The organism is Paenibacillus sp. ICGEB2008, assembly GCF_000307675.1.
GTDB classification, from domain to species: Bacteria; Bacillota; Bacilli; order Paenibacillales; family Paenibacillaceae; genus Paenibacillus; species Paenibacillus polymyxa.
Genome location: NZ_AMQU01000026.1, coordinates 320,108 through 334,693 on the forward strand (window position 1 = coordinate 320,108; position 14,586 = coordinate 334,693).

Annotated in this window: 15 protein-coding genes and 2 pseudogenes; 3 read left to right on the forward strand and 14 right to left on the reverse strand. The window is 38.3% G+C overall.

Translation table 11 applies throughout. The features are described from left to right. Positions 1 to 277: 277 nt before the first annotated feature. On the forward strand, positions 278 to 685 hold the full coding sequence (locus tag C400_RS0122280; RefSeq protein WP_017428266.1) for a hypothetical protein: 408 nt from the start codon (positions 278 to 280) through the stop codon (positions 683 to 685). Between the two features lie 93 nt (positions 686 to 778). On the opposite strand, the gene C400_RS0122285 is transcribed toward C400_RS0122280, so the two are convergent. Continuing rightward, entirely contained in the window at positions 779 to 1,348 is a 570-nt protein-coding gene (locus C400_RS0122285) for a TetR/AcrR family transcriptional regulator (protein ID WP_017428267.1), read from the reverse strand. Between the two features lie 220 nt (positions 1,349 to 1,568). Between C400_RS0122285 and C400_RS28760 the strand changes: the two genes are divergently transcribed. Beyond that, complete coding sequence (locus C400_RS28760; protein WP_017428268.1) at positions 1,569 to 1,877, forward strand: SDR family NAD(P)-dependent oxidoreductase; 309 nt, start codon at positions 1,569 to 1,571, stop codon at positions 1,875 to 1,877. A gap of 231 nt (positions 1,878 to 2,108) precedes the next feature. Here C400_RS28760 and C400_RS0122295 read toward each other — a convergent pair whose 3' ends face one another. The 9 genes and pseudogenes from C400_RS0122295 to C400_RS0122335 form a co-directional block, all read right to left on the reverse strand. Next, positions 2,109 to 3,830: a helix-turn-helix domain-containing protein gene (locus C400_RS0122295; RefSeq protein ID WP_017428269.1), complete on the reverse strand. Its 1,722-nt coding sequence runs from the start codon at positions 3,828 to 3,830 to the stop codon at positions 2,109 to 2,111. Positions 3,831 to 3,939: 109 nt separating this feature from the next. After that, a complete protein-coding gene (locus tag C400_RS0122300) occupies positions 3,940 to 4,716 on the reverse strand; it encodes a (2Fe-2S)-binding protein (RefSeq protein ID WP_017428270.1) in 777 nt (258 codons plus the stop codon). A gap of 1 nt (position 4,717) precedes the next feature. After that, the gene (locus C400_RS0122305; RefSeq protein ID WP_017428271.1) at positions 4,718 to 5,758 is read right to left on the reverse strand and encodes an ABC transporter substrate-binding protein; all 1,041 of its coding nucleotides are present in this window, start codon (positions 5,756 to 5,758) and stop codon (positions 4,718 to 4,720) included. A gap of 713 nt (positions 5,759 to 6,471) precedes the next feature. Continuing rightward, on the reverse strand, positions 6,472 to 6,972 hold the full coding sequence (locus C400_RS0122310) for a hypothetical protein (protein WP_017428272.1): 501 nt from the start codon (positions 6,970 to 6,972) through the stop codon (positions 6,472 to 6,474). 146 nt (positions 6,973 to 7,118) lie between these two features. Beyond that, on the reverse strand, positions 7,119 to 7,763 hold the full coding sequence (locus C400_RS0122315; protein ID WP_231124942.1) for a hypothetical protein: 645 nt from the start codon (positions 7,761 to 7,763) through the stop codon (positions 7,119 to 7,121). A 173-nt stretch (positions 7,764 to 7,936) separates the two neighbouring features. Next, positions 7,937 to 8,197: pseudogene (locus C400_RS0122320) on the reverse strand (DUF3024 domain-containing protein); the annotation flags it as partial. A 356-nt stretch (positions 8,198 to 8,553) separates the two neighbouring features. Then, a pseudogene (locus C400_RS0122325) lies at positions 8,554 to 9,367 on the reverse strand (class I SAM-dependent methyltransferase). 195 nt (positions 9,368 to 9,562) lie between these two features. Further along, the gene (locus C400_RS0122330; protein ID WP_232795411.1) at positions 9,563 to 10,045 is read right to left on the reverse strand and encodes a hypothetical protein; all 483 of its coding nucleotides are present in this window, start codon (positions 10,043 to 10,045) and stop codon (positions 9,563 to 9,565) included. 410 nt (positions 10,046 to 10,455) lie between these two features. Further along, positions 10,456 to 10,680, reverse strand: coding sequence for a helix-turn-helix domain-containing protein (locus C400_RS0122335; protein WP_010345209.1), 225 nt, complete (start codon positions 10,678 to 10,680; stop codon positions 10,456 to 10,458). Between the two features lie 153 nt (positions 10,681 to 10,833). Between C400_RS0122335 and C400_RS0122340 the strand changes: the two genes are divergently transcribed. Beyond that, positions 10,834 to 11,121 carry a DUF6809 family protein gene (locus tag C400_RS0122340; protein ID WP_016821722.1) on the forward strand — a complete coding sequence of 96 codons (288 nt, stop codon included), beginning with the start codon at positions 10,834 to 10,836 and terminating at the stop codon, positions 11,119 to 11,121. A 168-nt stretch (positions 11,122 to 11,289) separates the two neighbouring features. On the opposite strand, the gene C400_RS0122345 is transcribed toward C400_RS0122340, so the two are convergent. From C400_RS0122345 to C400_RS0122365, 4 genes are all read right to left on the reverse strand, one after another. Then, positions 11,290 to 11,763, reverse strand: a complete 474-nt coding sequence (locus C400_RS0122345) for a hypothetical protein (RefSeq protein WP_128574155.1) — start codon at positions 11,761 to 11,763, stop codon at positions 11,290 to 11,292. A gap of 224 nt (positions 11,764 to 11,987) precedes the next feature. Then, positions 11,988 to 12,395 carry a hypothetical protein gene (locus tag C400_RS0122350; RefSeq protein ID WP_017428274.1) on the reverse strand — a complete coding sequence of 136 codons (408 nt, stop codon included), beginning with the start codon at positions 12,393 to 12,395 and terminating at the stop codon, positions 11,988 to 11,990. Between the two features lie 392 nt (positions 12,396 to 12,787). After that, positions 12,788 to 13,840, reverse strand: a complete 1,053-nt coding sequence (locus C400_RS0122355; RefSeq protein WP_017428275.1) for a hypothetical protein — start codon at positions 13,838 to 13,840, stop codon at positions 12,788 to 12,790. Between the two features lie 169 nt (positions 13,841 to 14,009). Next, on the reverse strand, positions 14,010 to 14,459 hold the full coding sequence (locus C400_RS0122365) for a hypothetical protein (protein ID WP_016821725.1): 450 nt from the start codon (positions 14,457 to 14,459) through the stop codon (positions 14,010 to 14,012). Positions 14,460 to 14,586: the final 127 nt, after the last annotated feature.

Genomic DNA, 14,586 nt, shown 5'->3' on the forward strand with positions numbered 1-14,586 from the left:
AACTGAAATCAGTGCTTAACGTAAAGGATAAGGATGAAAATGGAATAACTTCGTCAAACACTAACTTTTAAGTCGAGCTTTTTTATTTTAAAACTTTTACATATTGGAATTATCTCAAGAATATAATCGTATCGATTAGAACAATCAAAAGAGTGTAATTATGGCATATATGATTAGATATGGAAATTTTTCCTTTGAAACAGTAGCCTTTCGGTAGCAAAAAATTTAGTCCATGGTCGATTTTGTGGCAGGAAATAAGTCATAAGGAGATGTAGAAATGGCTGTGATGCTTGAAGTAACATTAATCGGCATTTCTTATGGGCACAACTTGGATGGAGGGTCATTAGAAATATCCGGTGATCTTTATGTGAAAACAATAAATCAAAACCAGACGGAAAAAGAATCTTTTGTTATGTTTTCTACAAATACACCTGTGACAATAGGCGTTGGAGAGATGTATAGAATTGGTACAGCGGTGAGAATTGCTATTTCTCATGATCAACCCACAATATTTGCTAGGTATATAAGACTTGGTGGTTTCTTAAGCATCGGAAGTCCTAAGTATATAGATATAGACTATGTTTATTCTGCAGCTACTCAATATTATAGGGTTATTTTTCCTAATCAAGATGTTAGTAAATCTGCTGTAGCTCAATATTCGATTAGATGGTTACATTATATTTGATTCTATTTTCCTAATATTAGTATAAAATAAAAACCTTATTTTTATTATCTTCATTATAGGTGTCAGTCTCAAACAAGCCTCTACATTAGAGGCTCATCTGGACGATGTTCGTTCGTGTCCCTCGACACCACAGTTCAGTAAATTCCAAAATTGTTCAACCATGATCGATGCCGGATATGGCATTGAACGGGTAATCCACCATTCCAATACCCCCACTGCTGCTGAAATTAAAAATTGCACCGTAATGTCCCTGTTCATTTTCTGATCAAGGTTGATCGAATCCAGATGCGCGCTCAGACTTTGCCGAAACATTGTCTCCATTTGGTTCCGAAAAACCGTACTTCCCTTGTTCGTCAGCATTCTTGAATAGAATGAAGCATGCTGCTCCAAATATTCAAACGTGCGCAGTAGTGCGGTTTTGGAAGGGACATGAAAGAAATTATCTTCAGACATACAATTGCGTAGTAACTCGTTAATTTGAGCTTCCATACATTGATCGCGTAGATCGTACTTGTCAGTGAAATGCAAATAAACCGTTCCACGATTGACATTCGCTTCCTCCGCAATTTGATTGATCGTAATTCTCTCGAATTCCTTTTCTGACATCAGCCTCATAAAAGCATCAATAATGGCTTGCCTCGATTTTTGAATACGCCTGTCCATATCCTTCTCCCCTTTTTACCATCCGAAAAAATGAACATTTCGAAGTCCTCTGTTGAAAAATCAACACCCACGCTTGTTTTAACCATTGAACCCCGTGTATCGCTCTGATACATTCACTTTATAAAATTTATGTTGATGATTCAACATATGTTCAATTTTAAAGAAGCCATAATCATTCTTTGAGATGAATTTATTCACAAGAATTAGGAGGGTTTAAAAATTGAAACTTACAGGAAACACGATTTTTATTACAGGCGGTGGTTCAGGGATTGGACGTGCGTTAGCAATAGCTCTCCACAATCTTGGAAACAAAGTTATTATCTCCGGTCGACGTAAAGAGCATCTGGAGGAGACGATCAAAGCGAATCCCGGCATGTCCGCACCCAAGAGTCAATTGTATCCATATTTTACCTGTGTTTACTTCTGCGAACCGAGTGTTCCCATCTATTTTCTTACATTTTTCTTTTATTCTATTTGTTGTCCATCATTTCTAGCATATAACGTTTCTGTGTTCACGATGTCCCTCTGACTTATGCGAATGAAATGAGCGGCCGCGGTGCGTATGTGTCCGCCTGTCCCTCCCTGGCATTCCTTTTTGCCGGACCAAGGAACCGCCAGGCTCCGATGCATGGATATGATGTTATCTGATGGATTGGCAAAAAAACAGTTCAACTTTCCCTCTATGACATAAGGCAAAGATGAACTGTCTTTAGTTCCTGTTAAAATCTCTATGCGCACAAGTAGCAACTTCCTTCCCCCATCAAGCCAACAAAGCCTGAGCGATCTGATCCACAATGCCATTGATACCTGTGGGTCCATAACAGCCGATCCATGTCGCGGCATCGACCGCGTGTATGTGCTGGCGCTCAACGGTATCAAGCATTCCCCAGACACGTTGCTCTGTCGCCGATATTTCCTCCTGCATGAGTTCATGGCTAAGCAAGAAGTAATGGCTGGCATGTACAGCCGGTAGTCTGTCAACTGAGATGTGATAGGCCGTGTCGGAGGTATCTGCCACAAATAACGGAACAGGCAGACCTAGATCACGGTACAGTACAGCCCCTGTACGATGAGAGGCAGAATGCACGCGAACCAGAGAATCCAGCGGACGGATCAGTGCCACGCTCTTGCCTGCCAGTACGGGAGCAAGTTCTTCGGACAGCAATGTGGTTCGTCGGTGATAATCCGCTATAATACGCTTTGCCTCTTCTCGTTTGCCTGTCAGTTCACCGAACAGAGTCAGAATAATCTGCCAGTTTTCATTGCGCTTAAACATGAGAACTGGAGCGATCCGGCTTAACTGTTCATAGTGCGGCTCATGTACCTCGGTGCAAATAATTAGATCCGGAGACAGTCGTTCCACTGCAAGCAGGTCGGGGTACTCATATGTTCCGAGTAATTCAGTATTCTGAAGTCCTGCCCTGATCGTTTGAGGGAAATGTAACACTGCATTGCCTAGTCCTACACTACCTGCTGGAGAGAGCCCCAGCGCAAGCAAATGATCGGCATATTGCACATCGAGTACAGCGATACGCTTCGGAGATCCGATAACATAGTATTCCCCTCGCATATGACATATCACCGAGCCTTGGGCCGACTCATATGAAGAAGCTGTGCGGTTCCGCTGCAAGGAATGGGCATAGTCTATATCTGTTTTCGAAGCGGCATCAAGCCTATAACGTAGCGGAGGGACGCCATAATATTTCTTAAACGCCCTACTAAAATAATACATGTCGCGATAGCCCATTCTGTCAGCAATTTCACCGATGGGAGCATCCGTGTGACGCAGCATCCGCGATGCACTCTCCATGCGCAACTGAATGACATACTCAATCAGTCCGAGCTGCTTCTCTTGTTTGAATCGTCGCTGCAGCTGTCTTAAGCTGCATCCAGCAAGGGCTGCCAGCTCTTTAAGCTCCAGATTCTGGCGATAATGCGACGCTATATATGAAGCGACAACATCCACCATGTCAGACGCTTCTCCTCCCTGACCACGTTCGTAATCCATGATCAGTTCGTAGATCATACCCTGAAGCAACGCATTGGCATGAAAACGTTCCATCCCTTCGCCACGACGCCATTTGGCAACGATTTTTTCTGCATTCTCGATCCATTCTGCTTGGGTTACCGAATTTTGCACAAATGAAGTGCGCAACGGATGTTTTCGATATGAAGGCAAAACAAGAGAGGCTCCCTCCATAGAAGAAGCCTTGTACATGATCACGATATAATAAATGTCGTCTGATCTGGCCGTCAGCGTTAAGGATGTCCCCTTAACAATATGACCAGCAAAAAAAGCTCCAATGTGGCAAACCTCACCATTCATTGCAAGCTCTCCTTCCCCTCCGTATGCCAGCAACAACACATTCGAGGTTAATTCCGTTTCGCGAAGAACACTGCCTGTCTGCAAAGTACCGCTATACTCGTCAAGCATCTTGATCGTTGTATCACTCCATAGACTTGTCTGTTCTTGTAGCGGCATTTCTCTCATCTCCTGACAATAGCATCCTTTGCTAGAGTGACTCACATGACTAGGCTTAACCAATTAACTACAACCAGGCCTGTTAGCAAAAGTAAAATTGTTGCTGTTGTCATTTTAATTGAGATTTATTCTCATTGTCAATTTTCGGACATTTTCTGCAATATTCCCCTGACATCTGGTAATAAAAACAACAGGTGGTACGCTTGCTTTTCACGACTGGAATGCTGTCCTTATTTTTTGTGAACCGAGTGAACGGATTTCTTTTTACACCGAACAAATGCCCGGGCGCTCCTTGCGTCAGATATGAAAAATCTGCCTGGATGTGCTGACTTTCTTGCTCAGCATTGTCTACTTCAGGAGTATATAATGGGACAATGCGTATCATGATATTCTCCCAAAGGATACTCATCGAAAGAGGAGCAATCGCAGCAAGCGTCTTTAACAGCGGTGCAAGGTGTAACGAAAACATCTCCTTTACCACCTTTTCCCGCCATACTTCCCTGTCTCCCGTTAGTGCTTCTGCCCGAAGCCCGTTCATAGCCAGAAAAGGAAAACGCGTCTCCCCCTCATTAGCTGTGAGCGTCGGATGATAGAGAAAGCTGTTGTCTAGCCGAAAAGAAACATGCTGATGATGAACGCTCATCGCGGTCAGTAACGGAGCAATCCACAGGTAGCCGATTCGCTTAGCTAACATCGAAGCAGCTACCCTTATGTCAGGCGCACCAATATACTCTTGAAGCCAGCTTAAATACTCTCGGCATGCAGCTTCTTCATGTAGTTGACTCAAAGCAATAATACGGACATTATCTTCAGACGGCTCACCAAGCCGAATCGAGTGTTCTTCCACCGTTTGCTGCCATAAGTCAGTCGATAGATAATGGTCCATTTTAATTCGATCCCAACAGTGCTTCCGATGCCTGATCTACAATAATATTAATTGCAAGTGGGCCATAATAAGCGATCCAAAGTGTAGAATTAACATCATATGCACGGTTATTTTTGACTGCATCAAGGGATTTCCATACTGAGCTGCTATCCAAAGCCTCTGCCTCTGCCGCAAACAACTCATCAGACAGAACAAAATAATGATCTGCACCAATCTCAGGAACTTTCTCCATCGAGATTTCAACGGAGGTATCATCTTTGATCTTCTGGACTAATGCAGGCATTTTTAAGCCCAAATCCTCATACAGAATGCCGCCTGTTCGATGCTCAAGACCATGAACACGAATGCCTTCTTTTCTCGGACGAATAAGTGCTACCGTTTCCTCTCCCAATTTTTCCGACAGCTTCTCCTTCAGTCCTGCAATTTTGTCCTCATAAGCCTTACGCACAGTTTCTGCCTCTGCCTGCTTACCTGTGATCGCAGCCACCGTAGCTAACGTATCTCGCCAGTCCTCGTAGAAGTCAAGTACGATTGTGGGCGCTATTTTGCTTACTCTCTCATACTCTTTCTCTTGAAAATCAGTCATTAAAATAAGATCCGGGTCCAATGCTACAATCGCTTCCAGATTGGGCTTGTCCCGTGTACCTAAAACCTGTACGTCACCCGGCTTATCGCCTAAATATTCTGGAAATGTGGTATTGCCTTCAGCGATAACACTGCCTGCCGGCTGCTCGCCAATGGCTAGCAATTGATCCAGAAATTTGACATCAAGCACAGCAATTTTCTTTGGTTTTTCGTTAAGCGTATACTGACCCTTCATATGCGAGATCGTAACCGGGAAGGCTCCGGCAGTCTGAGACGCTCCATTCGAAGGCGTGTCCGTTGGAGTTGTAGCAGACTCATTGCCGCCATTTGTACCTGCTCCGGCACCGCAAGCCGTCAGTACTAGAACAAGGGCCAGCATCCAGCCCATTAAAAATCGTGATTTATGGTCAGCATGTGCCATGCTTCCGGCAGCTTGCCTCTTTGTTCCTTTATTCATGGTGAATCCTCCTTATGCATGATAATGATTTTCATTATCGAAATATAAGGCGAGTATAATATATCTCCACATCGCGTTACCATGTACTTTTGCGACATTTCAGCCGGACTAATGCGACATGTAAACCGCTTACCCAGCTTTTAATTTTTCTGCAAATATACAATTGCAATTTGTAAATGTCCGAGTATAGAATATAAACTCCCGTATTCGAAAGCTTCTCCATATATATCTTCATTTACAATTCTATCAGCTCTCTTTTACTAATTACTGCATAATCATCGTCTAATGTATCAAGCCAACAAAACCAAGAATCTCCCATTTTTTCTTTTCATTGATTTCTACCTCTTGCGTCAATGTACATTCCATATCCATTTGTTCCATTGAAACTACAACAGAGGTTTGTATGATAAATTTGTGGTACTCTTCATTAAATTCTGAATGTGGGACTCATAAAATGTTCCTTTGGATTCATAAGCCATTTTCGGTGAAATATCTATCTTTAATACCCTTTCATCCGCAGATATTTCTAAAACATTTTGCTTTCTCCTTTTATCAAGTATTTCCTATAACGTCCTTGTATTTATGCACCCGTTAGGGGGTATCTGCTGAAATTTCTCCCCGACACCCTTCTATCAGACCCAGGCTCCAAAGGAGCCGCAGCTTGAATATTATGTTATGTGATGCCACATCTTCTTCGAACTTTCTACCTACAATTATTTATGGATTTGAACTTTGATTTTAGATATTCGTTTATCTATTAAATTATAGATTTTTTCGATTTCATCTTCTTTGATCTTATTTTTTACCAATTCATTTTTAATTTCTTGTTGAAGTTCAATTAACGCTTCAAGTTTCAATGTTATATACCAGCCTGTCCATTCCGTAACTAGGCTATCGTCAAAGCATTCGCCATCGGTATAAAAGAACATTCTATAATAGCCTATTCTCTTTTTTTTGTAGTAAATGTCTAACGTAGATATAACCTGCTGGGAATAGTGACTGTCTACAATCTGATAATCGGAATGAAAAATAGTTTTATACTCAATTGTATCTATTGAAGGCTTAATATCTTCTAGATTCAATTCATCAAAAAACAAACTAATTTCTTCTGGGCATTCTTTCATGTAGTTATTGAATGTTACCCAAAAACCTTCTAAGGTTCTATCCATAATTTTATGTGTATCAATCCAGCTCTCTAGCGCTAAATTATCCAATTGAATCATCCATCCTTTAAAAACTTATGTGGTTTCACATAACGTTCCTGTATTCATGACCCAACGAATGTTGGGTGTCCGGCGAATGCCGGATCAAGGGCGTATGCCCGCAGCGTGAATATTATGTTAGGCGATGCCTCAATGAATTACTTACAAAAATCTTTCAAATAATATTTACTTACCTTGCTAGAAAAATCGATCAGTGTCCCTATAGATTCTTTAATACTTATTATTAACTCTGCTACAGGTAACTCTTGTTCTAACTTGAGTTCATTAGAAGAAAATAATGACCTTAATAAAATTGTATTTCTTACGTGCTCTGCAAACAAAAACCTTTGATCTTTTTCTTCATAAAATACAATTTCATTACTCACCTCTTCTAAAGCTTCTGAAAGTTCATTCCTTTGAGGTTTAGAGTAGTGATAAGTTATGTTTCTTGTGTTAGATAATTTTTGCAACAAATCTGCTTTTTCGCCATTTCTAAATAGTAGTTTAAGAGTCTTATATATCTGGATTATATGCTCGGGTAAAGAATCAATATATATTCTTACTTCTTCTAATTTCTCAGACTCTTCTAAATAGAAAATAGCTTCTCTTAGGGAGGCAGTGAGAATTTTAAGAATAGATGGTGCTTCTGAAATCAAGTCCGAAAGCTCGTCTGAACTTTTGAATAATTTTTTCTTTAGAAAGATAAAATCGTTATGTATGATTGCCAATCCAACTACCCACTTAGCAACAGCATTATCACTTGGAAAAACCTCGTTCATGCGGATAAGAGCATATTCCATCATTGTAGTCCCCTTTATTTACTATCTACTACGAGGTTTCGCCTAACGTTCCTGTATTCATGACCCCAAAGGGGGTGTCTGCCGAAATATCTCTCCGAAATCCTTCTCGCAGACCCAGGCTCCATAGGAGCGGCTGTTTGAATATTATGTTATGAGATGTCATTGGCTTCTTCGATTTATCCCCAAAGCAATCCGTTATGCCCTTCATCCACAATCTTTAACTGTTTTTCAAAATCTTCATCCGGTTCTATTTCATCTATGAAGTGCCATTTCCCCTTGCTGTCTTGCCAATATATTTTCCATTCGTTTTCATCTAATCTAAATTGAGCTACAGGCAACTGCACCCATTGATCACTTTTGAATCCCTGTCTTTCTTCAATTAATGTCACATGATTTCCTCTGATCTTATAACTGATTTTAATCTGGTTTTTCACATGTTCTGGTACTACATTTTATATATATTTTTCCATTATTTTATTAATCCGCTTCTTCGTAAAGTCATCCATGAATTTTGTCTCTCCTACCCTAACACGTTTTGCAATGATTATATCACAATGATGTCTCATAACGTTCAGGCATTCACGAACCCTCACTGCCTTAAGCGACCAACGGGAGCGGCCGCGATGCGGTTAGGCAGTGCAGGGTTGTCCGCCTGTTAATTTTCCCTGAAAATCCTCAGGCGGACCAAGGGGTGCGACAGCGACCCGCAGCGTGAATGTTTTGTTATCGGATGTCAATACCTTCCTCGAACCTCTAAAAATCTTGGAGTCAGTTTCGCTTTTGTTTTTATATCTTATAGTTTTCTTGCCTTTATCACAAAAGTTACTGGAAGCATTTTTGCTCTCTTTGCCATATCGCTGTTATCATCCCGCAATTGCATAAACTCATAATCACATTCCTCAATCATTAGCTCAATTACAAACCCAGCTTTTGCAAGCGCGTTTACATAAGTTGACAGCATACGGTCCGCTAACAATAGCTCACCTTCATCAACTGCTACCGGATACCAAACCTTCATTAAAGTAACTCTTATTAATTACAAACCTATCATTTTCTGTAGTAACCCATCTGTGTATAGGGTGAGACCAACTGAAAATAAATAGCCCGTCTTTTTTAAGGTAAGAAGATATTCGTCGAAAGGTACCCTCAAGATCGGTGGTCCAACCTATGGCATAAATTGAATAAACATAGTCAAAATAATCCGTCGGGATGCCGCATTCTTCTTCCATGGGAGAACATATCAATTTTGCTGCTATTCCACATGACTTCAAATGTTGCGCTGCCTTTTCAATTTGTCTTTCTGAAATATCCACAGCCCATAGTTCAGATGCGTTTCGTTCCCCTTGATATTGCAAGGATTGACCATTTCCGCAGCCGATCTCCAGCAGTTTTTTTCCTGAGATATCACCAAAGAGCTGGCACTTTTCTTCTGAGATAAATGCTCCATAATAAGGGAGCACGATTGCTTTTAAGAAGTCATTGCCTTTGGTATCCCAATATAGGCTGTTTGTTTTATGAATAACATTCTTTTTTAAGTCTTCCGAGCTGCCGACACCATTTTCCCCGTCAACAATAATGCTTCTTCTATTTAATGAATTCTTGTCCATGAAGGCACCTTCTCTTAGTAGATATTTATATTTGAGCATTTCAGATTTGCATTAATTTCCGATAACGTTCCTGTATTCACGACGTCCGACGAATGTCGGATGTGTCTGCTGAACCCGCTTCCATGAAATTCATCTAGCAGACCAAGGCTCCGTTTGGAGCCACAGCTTGAATATTATGTTATGTGAAGTCGCTACTTATAAATCTTGATCTTCTCTGTAACGTAATAATGTATCTTCAAGTTTTTCTAACAACATTTTCTTATATATATTGTCATCGATAAAAATTAATTCTTTTAGTTCATTGGAAAATCTCTTAATAACATTCACTAAAACAATTATCATTAAAATAGAAAAGGTACTAACGACTAACATTGAAATAGCTTGTTCTTCAGTTGTAATCATCTTGTACTTAAAGGTGAGATACTGTATCCAAATTGGAACAAAGAGTGAAATAAATATTCCTGGATTAATAAGAGAAGGGAATTTACTTTTCTCAATATCTTTCTCAAGTCCTTCTATCAGTAATTTAATTTTATTTTCTGTGTATAAATGATTTCTATTTAAGTGTTCTTTTAGAATATCTATCTGCATTGTTTCAAATTCCGGTGTTCGCCAAGGCCAACCACTCGGATTGATGTCATATTTCTGTTTCACAATTATCTTAGCTTTCTTGTTCACTAGTGAAAACATGAATATCAATATCAATAATGTAAAAATAAAAAGGATTAAAAACCATATGCCTACTGTGCGAAACTCTGTCCATACCAAGCCTATCAACAAACCATAAATCATTGGTAAAACCGATACCATAAAAAGAAAAAACGAAATTCTCAATAATGTGTATTTCATTCTCATAAACCGAAATACCAATCGATAAGATGTGACTTTCTTTTTATAAAACTTCACAAGTAATTCAATCATTTTTGTCCTCTAATTTTCGTTTTATCGATTTCACATAACGTTGTCGTATTCACGAACTCCGCTAGGGGTTGTCTGCTGAAATCCCTCTTTGAAATCCAACTCGCAGACCAAGGCTCCAACGGAGCCGCAGCTTGAATATTATGTTATATGACGGAATCGCTTCTTCACTACTGGTTTTCTTCGGGTACATACTCAATTAAATCTGATAATTTGCAGTTAAATGTATCGCATAGCTTGAATAAAGTTTCCAGCTTTGTTGTTTCTATATTCGTTTCCCTATATAACTTGTTGATTGAATTCCGACTTAAGCCCGATTTCGCCATCAATTCTGTTATATCATCTATTCGATGTTCTGCCATGAGTTCTCGTATATTGCACTTGATTACGTTCATCTTTTCCCCTCCATAATTCTATCTTATCTCCCATACCAGCAATCATCAACGAAAAGCGAAGTTTTAACTCTATAACGTCAAATATTCACCTTGCAATTAACTTTATAAGGTTATATAATAACTCTATAGAGTTAATTAGAGGAGGAATAACATATGATTAATACATTAGAATCATTAACAGAGCCGCTTATAAGAAAACGTTTAGAATTACTCTATACTGAGCTTCTGGAGTGTCATAAGGAGTACACTCAGCTTTCTTCGGAGACAGATCAATATTTTAAAACGCTTCGTGATGCTTTGCCCGATCAACTTCAACATACGGTTTTTCTTTACGAAGACGCCCAAATTTCTCTCCAATCCATCCTAGAAAGAAGTATCTACATACAAGGTTTCAAAGATGCTCTACAACTATTAAGTGAATTGCAAAATTCTAGTATTTAGAGGGTCATATGACCCTCTTTTTCTATTGTTCATGATTCTGTCGGATAACGTTCACTGTATTCACGACCCGACGAATGTCGGACCCAGGGTGTATGCCCCAGCGTGAATATTATGTTATGCGATGCCCTAGCTTTTCAGATCTCGTTCCATTCAGTAGTTTCACTTTCACTACACACCATACAAGATTCTCATTAATTCCTTATCACATTCGCTTTCTACTTTATCTGGTATATCCTTAGTACCTTCTCTGTGAACCAAGTATAGGTATACCTTTACATCATCTGAGAATTTTTTAAATGCTTTCTTGTTAAAATATATGTTTTGAGCATTAATTAAAAATTCTCCTTTAATTAGAGGCCATAAACACTTGAGTTTCCCCCTTTTGTTGGAATGATTCAAATCGAATTGTTCTTTTAATTTATCAAGACTAATGATTCTTCCATTATTTTTATAATAAGAAATAATAATATAAGGTTTTTCTGCATTGATAACATTTGTATAACAAACTGTATCTTCAATAACCATAATTTCTGAAAGAGAAAAATTCACTTTACTTAGTGGCAATTCAAAAGATATGTTTTCTAAACTAGGCTCTATGTTATCTCTTAAGAGTAGCTTGAGTTCCTCCAATACTTTCAGCATAAGAGGATACAATTCAAATAATGAATTAACTAGTACGCTATAATCACGAAAAAAAAGTGGATTTTGAACCAGTTGGATTAAAAGCAACATACTTAGTTTCTTTAATCAATTCCGAAAGAAATTTAATATTCATTATTTTGTAATATATATCAAAGCTAATCGCCTTTAAGGCATACTCCAAATTTTGAATATTACTACCTGAATAGTTCCCATTCCCATCTGTTTCAATTGAAGAAAAAAAGTTCTACATCGTGTTTTTTGCAAAAAGAAACTGTGACGCTTGCATCTTCAATATCAATCTCAGAGTAACCACTTTGTGTTATCGCATTACGCAAAAAGTCTTTGCCTTCTCCTAAAATAACTTTATGGTCATTAAATCGAATTACTTTTTCACCATCACTTAGATTCTTTAAAACAATACCTCTAGAGAGCGTATGAGATCGTCTCATATGATTTTTATTGTCACAATCGCCGAACACCTTATTAGCAGCGCAGTAGCTAATATTCTTTTTATTAAGAGATTTATCTTCTGTAATATAACTTAATAACTTTTTATCTTTTTTAGAATATATCTCTTCTAGCATTTCATTTACATAAGGCGTTTTTTTTTCTATTGATTGCCGCTTCTTCAACTTCCTTTTTGCAGCAATTTTCGTACAGTTCTCCACTTAGACAAACACACATTTTATCATCCATAGGCAAATGGTCTTTTGGCGAAAATACAGGGTAATTATTTCTGTTAAACAGCTCATCATATAGTTGAAAATTCATTTTGATTACCTCCACTATTATTTCATTCTGCTCGCAATCAATTATAAAACTCACTCGACTCACTTTAATGATTTAAAGTTATAAATGATTTTAAGAAATTCTTTATTTTTCACATCATTGTTGACTTTAGATTTTTAAAAGGTTTCGCATAACGTCTCTCGCATTCACGAACTCCCGTAGGGAGTTGTCGCAGCAATCACTTCTTAAGCCACGTCTGCGACCGAGGGCGCTAGCCTAATGCGTGAATTCGTTGTTAGGCGGAGTATTTAACTGGATCTCCTACATTAAACGCTTCCGTAATCTTCACTTTAAACTTCCTCCTACCCGATAAGCCTATTTTCTCTTCAATATCCATTATCTCCGCTTCAATCAAGTCGGTATTAAAATATCTTTGTAGAGCGTGGTAGAATGCACCATAACTACTTCTTTGGGTATTAATAATTCTTCCAATAGTTGTTTCTTCAGAATCAATTAAATTAATTGGACCCCTTTCGTCTTTATCTTTCTTTGTTAAAGCCACATAAACTTTATCGCCAATTTTAAAATCTTGAATATCTCGTCCTATTTGGTACTTTTCCTCCTTGGTCCAAAAACCAGACAATACCAAATAGCCATTTCTCTTGATCTCTCCTAGAATTGTACCTAAATTTATTTTTATTTGTTCATCTAAATTATTTGAAGTAACTTCCTTATGTTGCTCCTTGATTTGTATCTTTATAGTTTCCGGTAACGATGACATTAAATCCATCAATTTTTTGTTATACTGGTCAATTTCGATCTGCTTATTATCAGTTTTCCCATCATCCCCAGTGATATTACCTTTACCATTTATAGATAAAATTCTTTCTCTTTCTAATATGAGTTTATTTATTTCTTCTAATGTTTCTATTTCATCACCAATAATGTCTCCCCAATCCGCAATTGATGATCCTATGCTCTGTTTGATTCCATCAGTAATTACAAGTAACACCTCGAAATCACTATTAAAATCTGAATTAATTTTCATTTTTTCGTTAATTTTTCCAATTAAATTCAAAACACTTTTATCCAGCTCTGTCATCCTTCGATATGCAGCAATAGCAAATCTCTTTTGACTCTTGATGAATTCATTTTGAAAGGTAACTCTTGCAAGAAATATGGAGAATACTGCAGAAAAAATAAATTGAAGAACATTTAACAAGGCTAACTCAAGTTTTGTTGTTTCTGGATTCACAGTATATAACTGTAATAAAACAATCCCTATAGCTATTATTCCTAGAACAATTGTTGTAATAATATTAAAGATATTACTTTGACTCTTCTTCATTGATATTAAACCCCATTCTCTTCGAATATTTCGCCTAACGTTTCTGTATTCATGAGCCCTTCAGGGGTTGTCTGCTGAAATGCCTCTCCGAAATCCATCTCACAGACCAAGGCTCCAACGGAGCTGCTGCTTGAATATTATGTTATGCGATTCCTCTGTCCTCTCCAAATCAACGTTCCAAAGCTTTGCTTGCTTCTGTTAATTCATCATTTGCCTCTAAATATTTTAATGTTTTTTCAATATTGTCGTGGTTCATTGTTTTCATTATAATTAGATGTTTAATATTAAATCCTGGTAATTCCTTTTCTTTTTTAAAGTGATTTACTAATTTTTGAGGGGTTGTCACCAAACTCCACCGTTCACTTCCATCCGAAAAAGTAAGGGTCACCTCCACCAAATCAAACTCCTTTGGGTCATCATCAAACTTCCATGTTTCTAAATAAGGCATTTCTATATTTCCTTCAATAAAATAAGCTTTTGATATCCAAACTCCTTTTTCATGATTTCCAATGATTCTATACTTGTCCCCATCCTCATTTTTTACGATGTATTTATTCCCTCTTGTAAGTGCATGATCATAAACACCTATACTCCTACAAGTTATGATTCGTCCATCCATGAATTCACTTCCACATATCATCTTTAGTTTACTGAGGTTTCGCATAACGTTTCTGCATTCACGACGTCCTAGCGCTTTAAGGACCGAAGGTCCGGCTGCCGCTTGCGGCAGTTAGGCGGTGGGATGT

Coding starts and splice junctions, on each gene's coding strand:
- C400_RS0122280 (WP_017428266.1), top strand. CDS start 278: ATGGCTGTGATGCTTGAAGTAACATTAATCGGCATTTCTTATGGGCAC.
- C400_RS0122285 (WP_017428267.1), bottom strand. CDS start 1,348: ATGGACAGGCGTATTCAAAAATCGAGGCAAGCCATTATTGATGCTTTT.
- C400_RS0122295 (WP_017428269.1), bottom strand. CDS start 3,830: ATGCCGCTACAAGAACAGACAAGTCTATGGAGTGATACAACGATCAAG.
- C400_RS0122300 (WP_017428270.1), bottom strand. CDS start 4,716: ATGGACCATTATCTATCGACTGACTTATGGCAGCAAACGGTGGAAGAA.
- C400_RS0122305 (WP_017428271.1), bottom strand. CDS start 5,758: ATGAATAAAGGAACAAAGAGGCAAGCTGCCGGAAGCATGGCACATGCT.
- C400_RS0122315 (WP_231124942.1), bottom strand. CDS start 7,763: ATGATGGAATATGCTCTTATCCGCATGAACGAGGTTTTTCCAAGTGAT.
- C400_RS0122335 (WP_010345209.1), bottom strand. CDS start 10,680: ATGAACGTAATCAAGTGCAATATACGAGAACTCATGGCAGAACATCGA.
- C400_RS0122340 (WP_016821722.1), top strand. CDS start 10,834: ATGATTAATACATTAGAATCATTAACAGAGCCGCTTATAAGAAAACGT.
- C400_RS0122345 (WP_128574155.1), bottom strand. CDS start 11,763: ATGCTGAAAGTATTGGAGGAACTCAAGCTACTCTTAAGAGATAACATA.
- C400_RS0122355 (WP_017428275.1), bottom strand. CDS start 13,840: ATGAAGAAGAGTCAAAGTAATATCTTTAATATTATTACAACAATTGTT.
- C400_RS0122365 (WP_016821725.1), bottom strand. CDS start 14,459: ATGGATGGACGAATCATAACTTGTAGGAGTATAGGTGTTTATGATCAT.